Source organism: Streptomyces sp. NPDC058880, from assembly GCF_042742535.1.
Taxonomy (GTDB): Bacteria; Actinomycetota; Actinomycetes; order Streptomycetales; family Streptomycetaceae; genus Streptomyces.
In genome coordinates, this window is record NZ_JBHYMC010000044.1 from 20,552 (window position 1) to 33,433 (window position 12,882).

General features: G+C 71.7%; 11 protein-coding genes. 4 read left to right on the plus strand and 7 right to left on the minus strand.

All coding sequences use genetic code 11. The features are described 5' to 3' along the window. Window positions 1-261 precede the first annotated feature (261 nt). Window positions 262-1,644 carry an LCP family protein gene (locus tag ACFW2G_RS22825; RefSeq protein WP_037925570.1) on the plus strand — a complete coding sequence of 461 codons (1,383 nt, stop codon included), beginning with the start codon at window positions 262-264 and terminating at the stop codon, window positions 1,642-1,644. 116 nt (window positions 1,645-1,760) lie between these two features. Here the strand turns inward: ACFW2G_RS22825 and ACFW2G_RS22830 are convergent, their stop codons facing one another. Continuing rightward, window positions 1,761-2,297 (minus strand): acyl-CoA thioesterase, encoded by a 537-nt coding sequence (locus ACFW2G_RS22830; protein WP_037925311.1) that lies wholly within the window; start codon window positions 2,295-2,297, stop codon window positions 1,761-1,763. 105 nt (window positions 2,298-2,402) lie between these two features. On the opposite strand from ACFW2G_RS22830, the gene ACFW2G_RS22835 reads away from it, so the two are divergent. Next, a complete protein-coding gene (locus tag ACFW2G_RS22835) occupies window positions 2,403-3,716 on the plus strand; it encodes an LCP family protein (protein ID WP_384447934.1) in 1,314 nt (437 codons plus the stop codon). Window positions 3,717-3,753: 37 nt separating this feature from the next. Here ACFW2G_RS22835 and ACFW2G_RS22840 read toward each other — a convergent pair whose 3' ends face one another. Continuing rightward, a complete protein-coding gene (locus ACFW2G_RS22840) occupies window positions 3,754-4,836 on the minus strand; it encodes a sugar phosphate nucleotidyltransferase (RefSeq protein ID WP_384447938.1) in 1,083 nt (360 codons plus the stop codon). A 349-nt stretch (window positions 4,837-5,185) separates the two neighbouring features. Then, window positions 5,186-6,343, minus strand: coding sequence for an acyl-CoA dehydrogenase family protein (locus ACFW2G_RS22845; RefSeq protein ID WP_037925307.1), 1,158 nt, complete (start codon window positions 6,341-6,343; stop codon window positions 5,186-5,188). Window positions 6,344-6,545: 202 nt separating this feature from the next. Between ACFW2G_RS22845 and ACFW2G_RS22850 the strand changes: the two genes are divergently transcribed. After that, window positions 6,546-7,889 carry a UDP-glucose/GDP-mannose dehydrogenase family protein gene (locus tag ACFW2G_RS22850; protein WP_037925304.1) on the plus strand — a complete coding sequence of 448 codons (1,344 nt, stop codon included), beginning with the start codon at window positions 6,546-6,548 and terminating at the stop codon, window positions 7,887-7,889. Window positions 7,890-8,014: 125 nt separating this feature from the next. Here ACFW2G_RS22850 and ACFW2G_RS22855 read toward each other — a convergent pair whose 3' ends face one another. The 4 genes from ACFW2G_RS22855 to ACFW2G_RS22870 all read right to left on the minus strand — a co-directional run bounded on the left by ACFW2G_RS22855 (window position 8,015) and on the right by ACFW2G_RS22870 (window position 12,153). Then, window positions 8,015-9,097 (minus strand): membrane dipeptidase, encoded by a 1,083-nt coding sequence (locus tag ACFW2G_RS22855; RefSeq protein WP_384582476.1) that lies wholly within the window; start codon window positions 9,095-9,097, stop codon window positions 8,015-8,017. A gap of 208 nt (window positions 9,098-9,305) precedes the next feature. Next, a complete protein-coding gene (locus ACFW2G_RS22860; RefSeq protein WP_037925300.1) occupies window positions 9,306-10,484 on the minus strand; it encodes a dipeptidase in 1,179 nt (392 codons plus the stop codon). Beyond that, window positions 10,481-11,017 carry a 5-(carboxyamino)imidazole ribonucleotide mutase gene (purE, locus tag ACFW2G_RS22865; protein WP_037925298.1) on the minus strand — a complete coding sequence of 179 codons (537 nt, stop codon included), beginning with the start codon at window positions 11,015-11,017 and terminating at the stop codon, window positions 10,481-10,483. The genes ACFW2G_RS22860 and purE overlap by 4 nt, the downstream gene beginning before the upstream one ends. Continuing rightward, window positions 11,014-12,153 carry a 5-(carboxyamino)imidazole ribonucleotide synthase gene (locus tag ACFW2G_RS22870; RefSeq protein WP_078556799.1) on the minus strand — a complete coding sequence of 380 codons (1,140 nt, stop codon included), beginning with the start codon at window positions 12,151-12,153 and terminating at the stop codon, window positions 11,014-11,016. Before ACFW2G_RS22870 ends, purE begins: the two co-directional genes overlap by 4 nt. Window positions 12,154-12,350: 197 nt before the next feature. Here ACFW2G_RS22870 and ACFW2G_RS22875 point away from each other — a divergent pair, with 197 nt between their 5' ends. After that, window positions 12,351-12,878, plus strand: coding sequence for a GtrA family protein (locus ACFW2G_RS22875; protein ID WP_052031125.1), 528 nt, complete (start codon window positions 12,351-12,353; stop codon window positions 12,876-12,878). Window positions 12,879-12,882: the final 4 nt, after the last annotated feature.

Below are 12,882 nucleotides of genomic sequence, written 5' to 3' on the forward strand. Positions count from 1 at the left end.
GTACGGGGGAACCGGGTGCGCGCCGAACGACCGGTAAGGACAGAGGCTGATCGTATGGGCCTACTGTTCTGTCGAATCAGCCGGCTGAGCCACCCGAAGGCCGGCCCGTCCTTCGACCGGTATCCCTGTGCTCCCGCGGAGGTGTCCACCGTGCCCCAACCGCACCGCCCCATCCGTCCCGCCGGCCCGCCCCGGCCGCAGCGCGTGCGGCGCGGCGGCGGCGGACCGGCCCGGCCCCGGGAGGGCCGGCCCCGCTGGGGGCTGCGGATCGCGGCCGGGCTGTCGGTGGCGGTGCTGGGCTCCGGGGCCATCGGGCACGCCGTGATGACCGGATTGGACACCGGGATCGAGCGGGTGGACCCGTTCAAGGACATGAAGAACCGCCCGCAGGCCGGACACGGCATCAACTTCCTGCTGGTGGGCACCGACGGCCGGGAGAAGATCAGCCCCGAGGAGAAGCGCGAGTACCGCCTGGGCGGGGCGCCCTGCCACTGCACGGACACGATCATGCTGGTGCACCTGTCGGCGGACAAGGAGCGGGCGAGCGTCGTCAGCCTGCCCCGCGACAGCTACGCCGAGGTGCCCGCGCACCATGACCTCGTCACCGGCAAGGAGCACAAGCCGCACCCCGTGCGGCTGAACGCGGCGTACGCGGAGGGCGGGCCCAACCTCACCGTGCGGACGGTCGAGAACATGACCCGGGTGAAGATCGACCACTACCTGGAGGTCGACTTCACCAGCTTCATGAAGACGGTCGACGCCATGGGCGGCGTGGAGATCTGCACCGCCAAGACCATGCGCGACCCGAACACCGGCCTCGACCTGCTGCCCGGCACCCATCGGCTGACCGGCGGGCAGGCCCTTCAGTACGTGCGCTCGCGCCATGTCGACGGTGCCTCCGACCTCGGCCGGATGCAGCGCCAGCAGCGGTTCGTCGCCGCGCTGATCAAGCAGGCAACCGCCGGCGGGGTGCTGCTGAACCCGGTCAAGTTCAAGGAGCTCAGTTCCACCCTGCTGGGCTCGGTCCGCGCCGACCGGGGCTTCGGCTCGGAACAGCTGCTGGCGCTCGGGCAGGCGATGCGGGGCTTCACCCCCTCCTCCTCCGAGTTCGCCTCGGTGCCGATCGGCAGCCCCTCCTTCCGCGTCAAGGGCATCGGGTCCACCGTGAAGTGGGACGAGCCGAAGGCCGCCAAGCTCTTCGAGGCGCTGCGCGAGGACCGGCCGCTGGCCCCGGCCCGGACCGGGAAGGGGGCCGCCGGCCGCCCCGCGGCGGTACCGGTGGATGTACCCCCCGCGCAGGTCCGGGTCCAGGTGGAGAACGGGACCCGGATCGACGGGCTGGGCGGGCGCGTCGACTCCGCGCTGCGCGCCACCGGTTTCGACACCACGCGGGCCCCGGGCAACGGCGCGAGCCGCGACGTCAAGCGCACGGTGATCACCTACGACCCCCGCTGGGACCGCTCGGCGCGGTCGGTGGCGACGGCGCTCCCGGGCAGTGAGCTGCGGGCGGTCGCCGGGCAGGGCCGGACGGTCACCGTGATCGCGGGCACCGACTACCGCAAGGTGGTGCCGGTGCGCGCGGAGGACCCCTACCAGGGCTCCCTCGGTGTCGTCAGCGGCGATCAGGTGGTCTGCGGCGGCTGAGGAGGCTCCCGCCCCGGGCCGCCGGAGACCCCCCGGAGGGTCCGCGGGCGCCGCCGTCCCGGGCCCGCGCCGTACGGGCCCCGGCAGCTCAGTCGTCGCAGGTCAGTCGTCGCAGGTCAGTCGTCGAAGCCCTGGGCGGCGCGCTCCTCGCGCAGGGCCACGATGGCCTGGCGGCGGGCGAGCCGGTGGGTGCGGCGGATCTGGGCCTCCTGGTAGCGGCGCTCGTCCTGCTCCGTCTCCGGGAGCACCGGCGGGACCCGGCGGGGCTTGCCGTCGGAGTCCACCGCGGTGAAGACCAGGTAGGCGCTGCCGACCTGGGTGGCGGGGGTGGACTCGTTCCACCGCTCGGCCAGGACGCGCACACCGATCTCCATGGAGGAGCGGCCGGTCCAGTTGCACTGGGCCTTCACGTGGACGAGGTCACCCACCCGCACGGGGGCGAGGAAGGCCATCTCGTCCATGGAGGCGGTGACCGCCGCACCGCCGGAGTGACGGCCCGCCACGGCGCCTGCGGCGTCGTCGACCAGCTTCATGATGACGCCACCGTGCACCGTGCCGAGGAGGTTGGTGTCGTTGGCGGTCATGATGTGGCTGAGGGTCGTCCGGGAGGCGGCGGTCGGCTTCCCGGGCAGCTCGCCCGGTATCTGTGTCATACGGACACCTTAGTTGGGTCGTGGAGGCATCAGCTCTGCAACAGCACCGGTACGGAATCTCCCCCGGGCTGTCGGAGGCGCTGCCCGGCCGGGCATCCTTGGCCCATGAATGACTGGCCAGAAGGTCGTGACGACGCCTACGGACGCGGCAGCGCGCGTCCGCAGCCCGAAGGCGTGCAGCGGATGCGGCACATCCAGCGGCAGCCCCAGCAGCCGCCCAGGCCCCCGCAGCCCGCGCCGCCGCGGCCGCAGCGCCCGGCCGGGCCGCCGCCCGGCGTCCCCCAGCAGCAGGCCGGCGGCCACGACGCGTACGGCGGTTTCGACAGCGGCTACAACACCGGCCAGGTGTACGGCTCGCCCTCGGGCGGCGCCCCGGGCCGGCCGCAGGGTCCCGGCGGACCGTCGGGCCCCGGAGGCCCCGGGCGCGCGCCCGGTCCGGCCCCGGACTGGCGCAAGCGCATCAAGATCGGCTCGATCGTGCTGGGCTCCGCGCTCCTCGTGACGTCCGTCTCCACCTACTTCTGGGCCGATTCCAAGGTGCGCCGCGAGGTGGACCTCTCCAAGGTCATCGAGCGGCCGAAGGAGGGCGACTGCACGACGTACCTGATCGTGGGCTCGGACAGCCGTGAGGGCATGTCCGACGAGGAGAAGAAGAAGCTCCACACCGGCTCGGCCGAGGGCAAGCGGACCGACTCGATGATGATCCTGGCGAAGTGCTCCAGCGGGAACACGATGGTCTCGCTGCCGCGCGACTCGGACGTGGAGATCCCCTCCTTCGTCGGCTCCGAGTCCGGCAAGAAGTTCGCCGGGACGGGGCGGCGGGTCAAGCTGAACGCGGCGTACGCGGAGGACGGCCCCGAGCTGCTGGTGCGGACGGTCGAGCACAACACGGGGCTGCGGATCGACCATTACGCGGAGATCGGATTCGCCGGCTTCGCGAACATCGTGGACGCGCTGGGCGGCGTCGAACTCGACATCGAGCAGGGCTTCAAGGACGAGAAGTCGGGCGCCGACTTCAAGGCGGGCAGGCAGACGCTGAACGGCGAGCAGTCGCTGGCCTTCGTACGGACCCGCTACGCCTTCGCCGAGTCGGACCTCCAGCGGACGAAGAACCAGCAGAAGTTCCTGGCGGCGCTCGCCAACCAGGCCGCGACCCCCTCCACGATCCTGAACCCGTTCGCGCTCTACCCGATGCTCGGTGCAGGCCTGGACACCCTCATCGTCGACAAGGACATGAGCCTGTACGACATGGGCCAGATGTTCTTCGCGATGAAGGGCGTCAACGGTGGTGACGGTGTGTCGATGAACATCCCGATCTCCGGCCAGCGCGGCGGCAACCTCGTCTGGGACAAGGCGAAGGTGCAGCAGCTGGTGAAGCAGATCCAGAACGACGAGAAGGTCACCGTCCGCGGCAACTGACCGCGGCGGCGACCCGCCCGCCTCCCCGGGCCGGGCTTCAGGCGTCCGGGGAGAAGCGGATGGCGGCGGCGGGCAGCTCCGCCTCGCACCACACCCGGGCGCCGGCCCGCAGTTCGTTGTCGGCGCCGACGACGGCGCCGTCACCGACGACGACGCCGTCCAGCACGGTCCGCGCACCCACACGGGCGCGGGCGCCGATCAGGCTGGCGTTCACCTGCGCGTCGGGGCCGATGAACGCGTCGCCGAGCACGATGGTGCCCTGGACGTCCGCACCGGCCTCGATCCGGGCGCCGGCGCCGACGACGGTGCCGCCCGACAGCTTGGCTCCGGCGGCGACCTGCGCGCCGGGCAGCACCAGGGACTCGCCGCGGCGGCCGGGAACGGCCGGGGAGGGGACGACGCCGCGGACGAGGTCGGCCGAGGCCTGGATGATGGACTCGGGCTTGCCGAGGTCCATCCAGTAGGTGTTCTCGGTGACTCCGTGCAGCGTGGCACCGGAGGCGAGCAGGCCCGGGAAGGTCTCGCGCTCGACGGAGACCGGGCGGCCGGCCGGGATGGAGTCGATGACGCTGCGGCGGAAGACGTAGCAGCCGGCGTTGATCTGGTCGGTGATGATCTCCTCAGGCGTCTGCGGCTTCTCGGTGAAGGCGAGCACCCGCCCGTCGGGGTCGGTGGGGACGAGGCCGAAGGCACGCGGGTCCTCGACCCGCACCAGGTGCAGGGAGACGTCGGCGTCGGCCGCCTCGTGCGCGTCCACGAGGCCACGGATGTCCAGGCCGGTGAGGATGTCGCCGTTGAAGACGAGTACGGAGGAGTCGGGGCCGCCGGTCAGGCGCTGCCCGGCGTTGCGGATGGCGCCGCCGGTTCCCAGGGGCTCGTCCTCGACCACGTACTCCAGGCTGAGACCGAAATCGGAACCGTCCCCGAAGTAGGGCTCGAAGACCTCGGCGAGGTAGCAGGTGGCCATGACGATGTGGGTGACACCGGCGGCGGCGGCCCTGGCTATCTGGTGCGCGAGGAACGGGACGCCTGCCGTGGGGACCATGGGCTTGGGCGTGTTCACCGTCACGGGACGCAGCCGTGTCCCCTGTCCGCCGACCAGCAGGATCGCTTCCGTCATTGCGTTCTCCCCAACCGATTCCGGCGTACGAAGGTCCAAATTTAGCCCATCCGGGGGCGCCCTCAGGCCGGTGCCGGATGTGTCGAACTGCGCGCGCACCGCACGGGCTCCGCGCTCGGTATGTCATGGAATGACCGGGTGTTCACCCTGCCAGGGAGTGAACGGACCGGTGGGGGCGGGCAGTTGCCGCCCGGGCCGCCCGGAGCCGGTCCCTCCGCAGGCGCCCCGTACCGGGACGAACCCGGCGACGGCGAGCCCGAGGGGTGCTCCGCCGCGGCGGATCCCGTACAGGACGACCCCCGGCCGTGGCCGGGGGTCGTCCTGGTTCACGCTGGCCGGAGCCCTGCGGCTACGGCAGGTTCCTCGCCATGACGATCCGCTGAACCTGGTTCGTGCCTTCATAAATCTGCGTGATCTTGGCGTCGCGCATCATGCGCTCCACCGGGTAGTCACGGGTGTAGCCGTAGCCGCCGAGGAGCTGGACGGCGTCCGTGGTGACCTCCATGGCCACGTCGGAGGCGTAGCACTTGGCCGCGGCACCGAAGAAGGTCAGGTCGGAGTCGACGCGCTCGGACTTGGCGGCGGCCGCGTAGGTCAGCTGGCGGGCGGCCTCGATCTTCATGGCCATGTCCGCGAGCATGAACTGCACGCCCTGGAAGTCGCCGATCGGCTTGCCGAACTGCTTGCGCTCCTGGACGTAGCCCTTGGCGTAGTCCAGGGCGCCCTGGGCGATGCCGAGCGCCTGGGCGGCGATCGTGATGCGGGTGTGGTCGAGGGTCTTCATCGCGGTGGCGAAGCCGGTGCCCTCGGCGCCGATCATGCGGTCGGCGGGGATCCGGACGTTGTCGAGGTAGACCTCGCGGGTCGGGGAGCCCTTGATGCCGAGCTTCTTCTCCGGGGCGCCGAAGGACACACCCTCGTCGGACTTCTCGACGACGAAGGCGCTGATGCCCTTGGAGCGCTTCTCGGGGTCGGTGACGGCCATGACCGTGTAGTACTCGGAGACGCCCGCGTTGGTGATCCAGCGCTTGACGCCGTTGAGCACCCAGAAGTCCCCGTCGCGGACGGCGCGGGTCTTCATGCCGGCGGCGTCGGAGCCCGCGTCCGGCTCGGAAAGGGCGTACGAGAACATCGCGTCGCCCTTGGCGAGCGGGCCGAGGTACTTGGCCTTGAGCTCCTCGGAGCCGGAGAGGATCACCGGGAGGGAGCCGAGCTTGTTCACGGCCGGAATGAGGGAGGAGGAGGCGCAGACGCGGGCCACTTCCTCGATCACGATCACGGTGGCGAGGGCGTCGGCGCCCGCACCGCCGTAGCTCTCGGGCACGTGGACGGCGTGCAGGTCGTTGGCGACCAGCGCGTCGAGGGCCTCCTGCGGGAAGCGGGACTCCTCGTCGACGGCGGCTGCGAACGGCAGGATCTTCGCCTCGGCGAGCGAGCGGACCGACTCGCGGAGCATGTCGTGCTCCTCGGCCGGGCGGTACAGGTCGAAGTCGGCAGAACCCGCCAAGATCTCTCACTCCCCAGGGTGATACGCGATACGTGATGCTAACTACCGTTAAGTAACCCAAGTTTAGTGTCCCGGTCACGGATGGCGATATGGAAAGGCCACGTGAGCTGCGTGACAGAGACGGTGCTCCTGGGGAACGTCCCCGTGTGTCGGCCCGACTATGCTCAGTGGCCGCACACGGCCCCGCACCTCTGGAGCACCCATGGCCCCCCTCAGGATCACTGTGATCGGCACCGGCTACCTCGGCGCGACCCACGCCGCGGCGATGGCGGAGCTGGGCTTCGAGGTGCTGGGCCTGGACGTGGTGCCGGAGAAGATCGAGATGTTGGCCGCGGGCCGGGTGCCGATGTACGAGCCCGGCCTGGAGGAACTCCTGGCCAAGCACGTGGCCGGACTGCCCGGCTCGACCGGGCGGCTGCGGTTCACCACCTCCTACGAGGAGGTGGGCGCCTTCGGCGACGTCCACTTCGTCTGCGTGAACACTCCGCAGAAGCACGGCGAGTACGCGTGCGACATGTCCTACGTCGACTCCGCGATGGCCTCGCTGGCCCCGCACCTGACGCGACCGGTGCTGGTCGTGGGCAAGTCCACGGTGCCGGTCGGTTCCGCGCAGCGGCTGGCGGCGAAGCTGACGGAGCTGGCCCCGGCGGGCGACGGCGTGGAGCTGGCCTGGAACCCGGAGTTCCTTCGGGAGGGCTTCGCCGTCCAGGACACCCTGCACCCCGACCGGATCGTCATCGGCGTCCAGGGCGAGCGCGGCGAGAAGCTGCTGCGCGAGGTGTACGAAACCCCCGTGTCGGAGGGGTCCCCGCTGGTCGTCACCGACTTCCCGACCTCCGAGCTGGTGAAGACCGCCGCCAACTCCTTCCTCGCCACCAAGATCTCCTTCATCAACGCGATGGCGGAGGTCTGTGAGGCCGCCGGCGGTGACGTGGTCAAGCTGGCGGAGGCCATCGGCTACGACGAGCGGATCGGCGCGAAGTTCCTGCGCGCCGGAATCGGCTTCGGCGGCGGCTGCCTGCCCAAGGACATCCGGGCCTTCATGGCCCGGGCAGGCGAGCTGGGCGCGGACCAGGCACTGACCTTCCTGCGCGAGGTGGACTCCATCAACATGCGGCGGCGCGGCCACATGGTGGAGCTGGCCCGCGAGGCCGTCGGCGGGTCCTTCCTCGGCAAGCGGGTCGCCGTACTCGGCGCCACCTTCAAGCCCGACTCGGACGACGTGCGCGACTCGCCCGCCCTGAACGTGGCGGGCCAGATCCACCTGCAGGGCGGCCAGGTCACCGTCTACGACCCCAAGGGCATGGACAACGCCCGGCAGGTCTTCCCGACCCTCGGGTACGCGGACTCCGCGCTCGCGGCGGCCCGGGGCGCGGAGGTGGTCCTCCACCTCACCGAGTGGCGCGAGTTCCGCGACCTCGACCCGGCGGAGCTCGCCTCCGTCGTCACCGACCGGCTCGTGCTGGACGGTCGCAACGCGCTGGACCCGGTGCGGTGGCGTGCCGCCGGCTGGACCTACCGGGCGATGGGCCGGCCCCGGGCCTGACCCCTGCGGGGAGGCTGCGCTGGTCCGCCCGGCGCGGCGCGTGCCCCCCGGACGCGTACCCCCGGGCCCGGAGGCGTCGCCGGGGGGGGTGCCCGAGTACCGCGCCTTGATCCGCCGGCCAGGCTCTAGACGGGGGCGGTGGGGCCGGGGTGGCGGCGCGCGGTGAATTCCGCGTCGCGGACCACGCGGAGGGCGTTGCCCCAGGTGAGCAGGGCGAGATCGGACTCCGACCAGCCGCGGTCCAGGAGTTCCGCGATCAGCCGCGGATAGCCCGAGGGGTCGGTCAGACCGGTTGGGCGGGGGCCCAGCGGCTCGGTTCCGAAGGCCGCTCCCAGTCCGACGCCCTCGGGGCCCGCGACCGCCCGTACGTGGTCGAGGTGGTCCGCCACCGCGTGCAGGGAGTCCCCAGTGCGCGCGGCGTCGAAGGTGACCATCGCGAGGCCGTTCGCCTCGCGCAGCAGGGCGAGCACCTCGTCGGGCACGTTCCCCGGATGCGGGTTCAGCGCCGCAGCCGCCGTGTTCGAGATAACCACCGGAGCCTTGGATGCCTCCGTGAGCCGGCGGGCCACCGCCGGCACGCATCCCGTGAGGTCCAGCAGGATCCCCAGCCGGTTCGCCTCCCGCACGACCTCGTGACCGAAGGCCGTCAGCGTCTCCTGCGCCCAGGGCGCTCCCGCCGGCGCCAGGGCCCGTACGCCCAGCGCGTGAAAGGCGCGCAGCGCGCCCAGCGAACCGGTCAGCGTCCGGCCCGGCACGGGGCCGAGGAACGAGGCGATGCGGCCGCGGTTGCGGGCGTCCGCCATGTCGTCGGCGCTGAGCGCGAGGCGGAGGCTGTCGGGGTAGCGGCGGACCAAGGTCAGCGCGGCATCGATCTGCTCCAGGGTGTCGGCGACCGCCCAGTCGCCGGCCGCGTCCTCGCGGGACGGGGCCTCCGGCGGCACGAGCAGGGACCAGAACTGGGCCCCCACTCCCCCCGCGCGCAGCCGCGGGATGTCGGTGTCGACGCCCGCTTCGGAGGTCTCGATGTCGTGGTACGGGCTCTGACGCAGGGTCCACACCAGGGTGTTGCACCCGTCGGCCACGGGGTGGGCGGACAGCAGCGCGGCGGCCCGTTCGAGAGCGCTCGCCCTCGTCTCGGGTCCGGCGGGGGCCGGGAGGTCCTGGGCCCCGATGCCCGCGGAGTGGGGTTCATCCTGCAGGTCGGCCATGGCGTTCGCTCCGGTCTCGGCGGCAGCAGGGAGAGGTGCTGACACCGTGACACGTGCCACGCCGCGGACGCCCGGTAGGTGCGGCGTTCGAGTGAACCTCGGTCACACCCCGTCACCGCACTGGGGCGGTGACGGGGGCCGTACCGCACCGGTGCCGCGGCCCGGCGAACCCGGCGGCGCGCCCGCCCCCCGATCTGCCGGACGGGCCCTAGATCACCGCGTTCGACGGTCCCCGGGTCGCCGACAGGTCGCGCGCCACCGCTTCCGCGTCGCGGAGCGCGCGGACCGCGTTGGACCAGGTCAGCTTCGCCAGGTCGGCCCTGGACCAGCCGCGCGCCAGGAGTTCGGCGACCAGGTTCGGATAGCCGGCCACGTCGTCCAGGCCGGACGGGGTGAAGGCCGTCCCGTCGTAGTCCCCGCCGATGCCGATGTGGTCGACGCCGGCCACCTCCCGCATGTGGTCCAGGTGGTCGGCCACGGTGGCGGCCGTGGCCACCGGCCGCGGACGGTCCGCCTCGAACGCCCGGTGCAGGGCCATCGCCGCAGGGGTGGTGTCCAGGTGGTGGAAGCCGTGCGTCCGCAGGTTCTCGTCCGCGGCGAGGGTCCACTCGACCGCCTCCGGCAGGATGAACTTCGGCACGAAGGTGGCCATCGCCACCCCGCCATTGGCCGCAAGCAGCGCCAGCACGTCGTCGGGGATGTTGCGCGGGTGGTCACAGACCGCGCGCGCCGAGGAGTGCGAGAAGACCACCGGCGCGGACGAGACGGCGAGGGCGTCCCGCATCGTCGTCTCGGCGACGTGCGAGAGGTCCACCAGCATGCCGACGCGGTTCATCTCGCGGACGACCTCGCGGCCGAATGCGGTCAGGCCGCCGTGCCGGGGCTCGTCGGTCGCCGAGTCCGCCCAGTCGATGGTGTCGTTGTGGGTGAGCGTCATGTACCGCACGCCCAGCCGGTGCAGGGCGCGCAGCGTGGCGAGCGAGTTGTTGATGGAGTGGCCGCCCTCGGCGCCCATCAGCGAGGCGATCCGGCCGCCGGCTCGGGCCTGCTCCATGTCGTCCGCCGTCAGCGCCCGCACCAGGTCGCCGGGATAGCGGTCGATCAGCTGGGCCACGGCGTCGATCTGCTCCAGGGTGGCGCTGACCGCTTCGTCGCCCGCGTAGTCGGACCTGACGTAGACCGACCAGAACTGGGCCCCGACCCCCCCGGCGCGCAGCCGGGGGATGTCGGTGTGCAGGTGTGCGGACTGGTCGCCCGCGATGTCCCGCTGCGCGAGGTCGTAGCGCACCTGCTGGCGCAGCGCCCAGGGCAGGTCGTTGTGACCGTCCACGACGGGGTGCTCGGCCAGCAGCTCGCGCGCCTCCGCCAGGCGCTGCGCCGCGCTCACTTGCCGAACCCGAAGGACTCCGAGTTCGCGACCTTGGTGCGCAGCCGCTTGCCCTTCTCGGTGGCCTGGTCGCGGAGCTCCTGCTGGAAGTCGCGCATCCGGGCCAACAGCTCCGTGTCGTGGGCGGCCAGCATCCGTACGGCCAGCAGGCCCGCGTTGCGCGCGCCGGCGACCGAGACGGTGGCGACGGGAACCCCGGCCGGCATCTGGACGATCGACAGCAGGGAGTCCATGCCGTCGAGGTGCTTCAGCGGCACCGGCACGCCGATGACCGGCAGCGGGGTGACCGAGGCGAGCATGCCGGGCAGGTGGGCGGCTCCGCCCGCGCCCGCGATGATCGCCTTCAGGCCGCGCTCGGCGGCCTGCTCCCCGTACTCGATCATCTCGCGCGGCATCCGGTGGGCGGAGACGACGTCGACCTCGTAGGGGATCTCGAACTCGTCGAGGGCCTGGGCGGCGGCCTCCATCACGGGCCAGTCCGAGTCGGACCCCATGACGATGCCGATGACGGGGCCTGCGGCGGTGGTGCTCATTCCGTGACCGTTCCTCTGAGGTAGTCGGCGGCGTGGCGTGCGCGCTCCAGCACATCGTCCAGGTCGTCGCCGTAGGTGTTGACGTGGCCGACCTTGCGACCGTGTTTCACGTCCTTGCCGTACATGTGGATCTTCAGCTGGGGGTCGTGGGCCATGCAGTGCAGGTAGGCCGCGTACATGTCGGGGTAGTCCCCGCCCAGCACGTTCGCCATGACGGTCCACGGGGCGCGGGCGCGCGGGTCGCCCAGCGGCAGGTCCAGGACCGCGCGCACGTGGTTGGCGAACTGGGAGGTCACGGCCCCGTCCTGGGTCCAGTGACCGCTGTTGTGCGGACGCATCGCCAGTTCGTTGACGAGGATCCGGCCGTCGGTGGTCTCGAACAGCTCCACGGCCAGGTGACCGGTCACGCCGAGTTCCTGCGCGATGCGCAGGGCGAGGGCCTGGGCCTCGCCGGCCAGCTCCTCGGAGAGGTCCGGCGCGGGAGCGATCACCGTGTCGCAGACCCCGTCCACCTGGCGGGACTCGACGACGGGATAGGCGACCGCCTGCCCGTGCGGGGAGCGGACGATGTTCGCCGCGAGCTCGCGGACGAAGTCCACCTTCTCCTCGGCGAGGACCGGGACGCCCGCCTTGAACGGGGCCTCGGCGTCCTGCGGGGTGCGGACGAACCACACCCCTTTGCCGTCGTAGCCGCCGCGCACGGTCTTGAGGATGACGGGGAAGCCGCCCACCTCGTCCGCGAAGGCGGTCACGTCCGCCGGATCGCTCACGATCCGGTGGCGGGGGCTGGGCGCGCCGATCTCGTCGAGTTTGGCGCGCATCACCCCCTTGTCCTGGGCGTGTACCAAGGCGTCGGGCCCCGGGCGGACGGGGATGCCGTCCGCTTCCAGGGCCCGAAGGTGCTCCGTGGGTACATGCTCGTGGTCGAAGGTGATCACGTCACAGCCGTGCGCGAAGGCACGCAACGTCTCCAGGTCGCGATAGTCGCCGATGACGACCTCGCTCACGACCTGGGCCGCCGAGTCCTGTGGTGTGTCACTGAGGAGCTTGAATCTGATGCCGAGGGGGATACCCGCCTCGTGGGTCATGCGGGCGAGCTGACCGCCGCCGACCATGCCGACTACCGGGAACGTCACTCCTCCAGGGTATCCGCCGGTATTCCGCCATCCGGACGTGGCCCCGGGGGTGTCCCTCCGGCATCGCCCCCGATGTGCCGTGCGTCGCACGGTGCGGGAAGGCACAGACGGAGCGCGGGGAGGAGACTTAGCATGGGTGGGTTGACGGAGACCGGACGCCCCGTGAGGGGGCGGTGACCGACAGGACTGGCCTACTGATGACCACGCAGCGCGGATCGGTCCTCGCACGCGTACGGGGCCTCGTGCGCGAGGTGGCCAAGTTCGGGGCGGTCGGCGGACTGGGGGTCCTGGTCAACCTGGGTGTCTTCAACCTGATCCGCAGCACCACCGACCTCCAGGTGGTCCGCGCGAGCGTGATAGCCACCACCGTGGCCATCGCCACGAACTACCTCGGCTTCCGCTACTTCGCCTACCGGGACCGCGCCCAGCGCGGCCGCACCCGCGAAATGGCGCTCTTCGCCGGCTTCAGCGCGCTCGGCCTGGTCATCGAGAACGGCGTGCTCTACACCGCCACCTACGGCTTCGGCTGGGACGGCCCGCTCGCCAGCAACGTCTTCAAGTTCATCGGGATCGGTACGGCCACCGTCTTCCGCTTCTGGTCGTACCGGACCTGGGTCTTCAAGGCCCTGCCGCCCGTCCCCCCGCCCGCCGCCGAAGCGGCACCGGCGCCGCTGCCCCGGCCGGAGCGCAGGTCCGAGCCGCTGCCGGAGCCCGCGAACAACTAGCCGT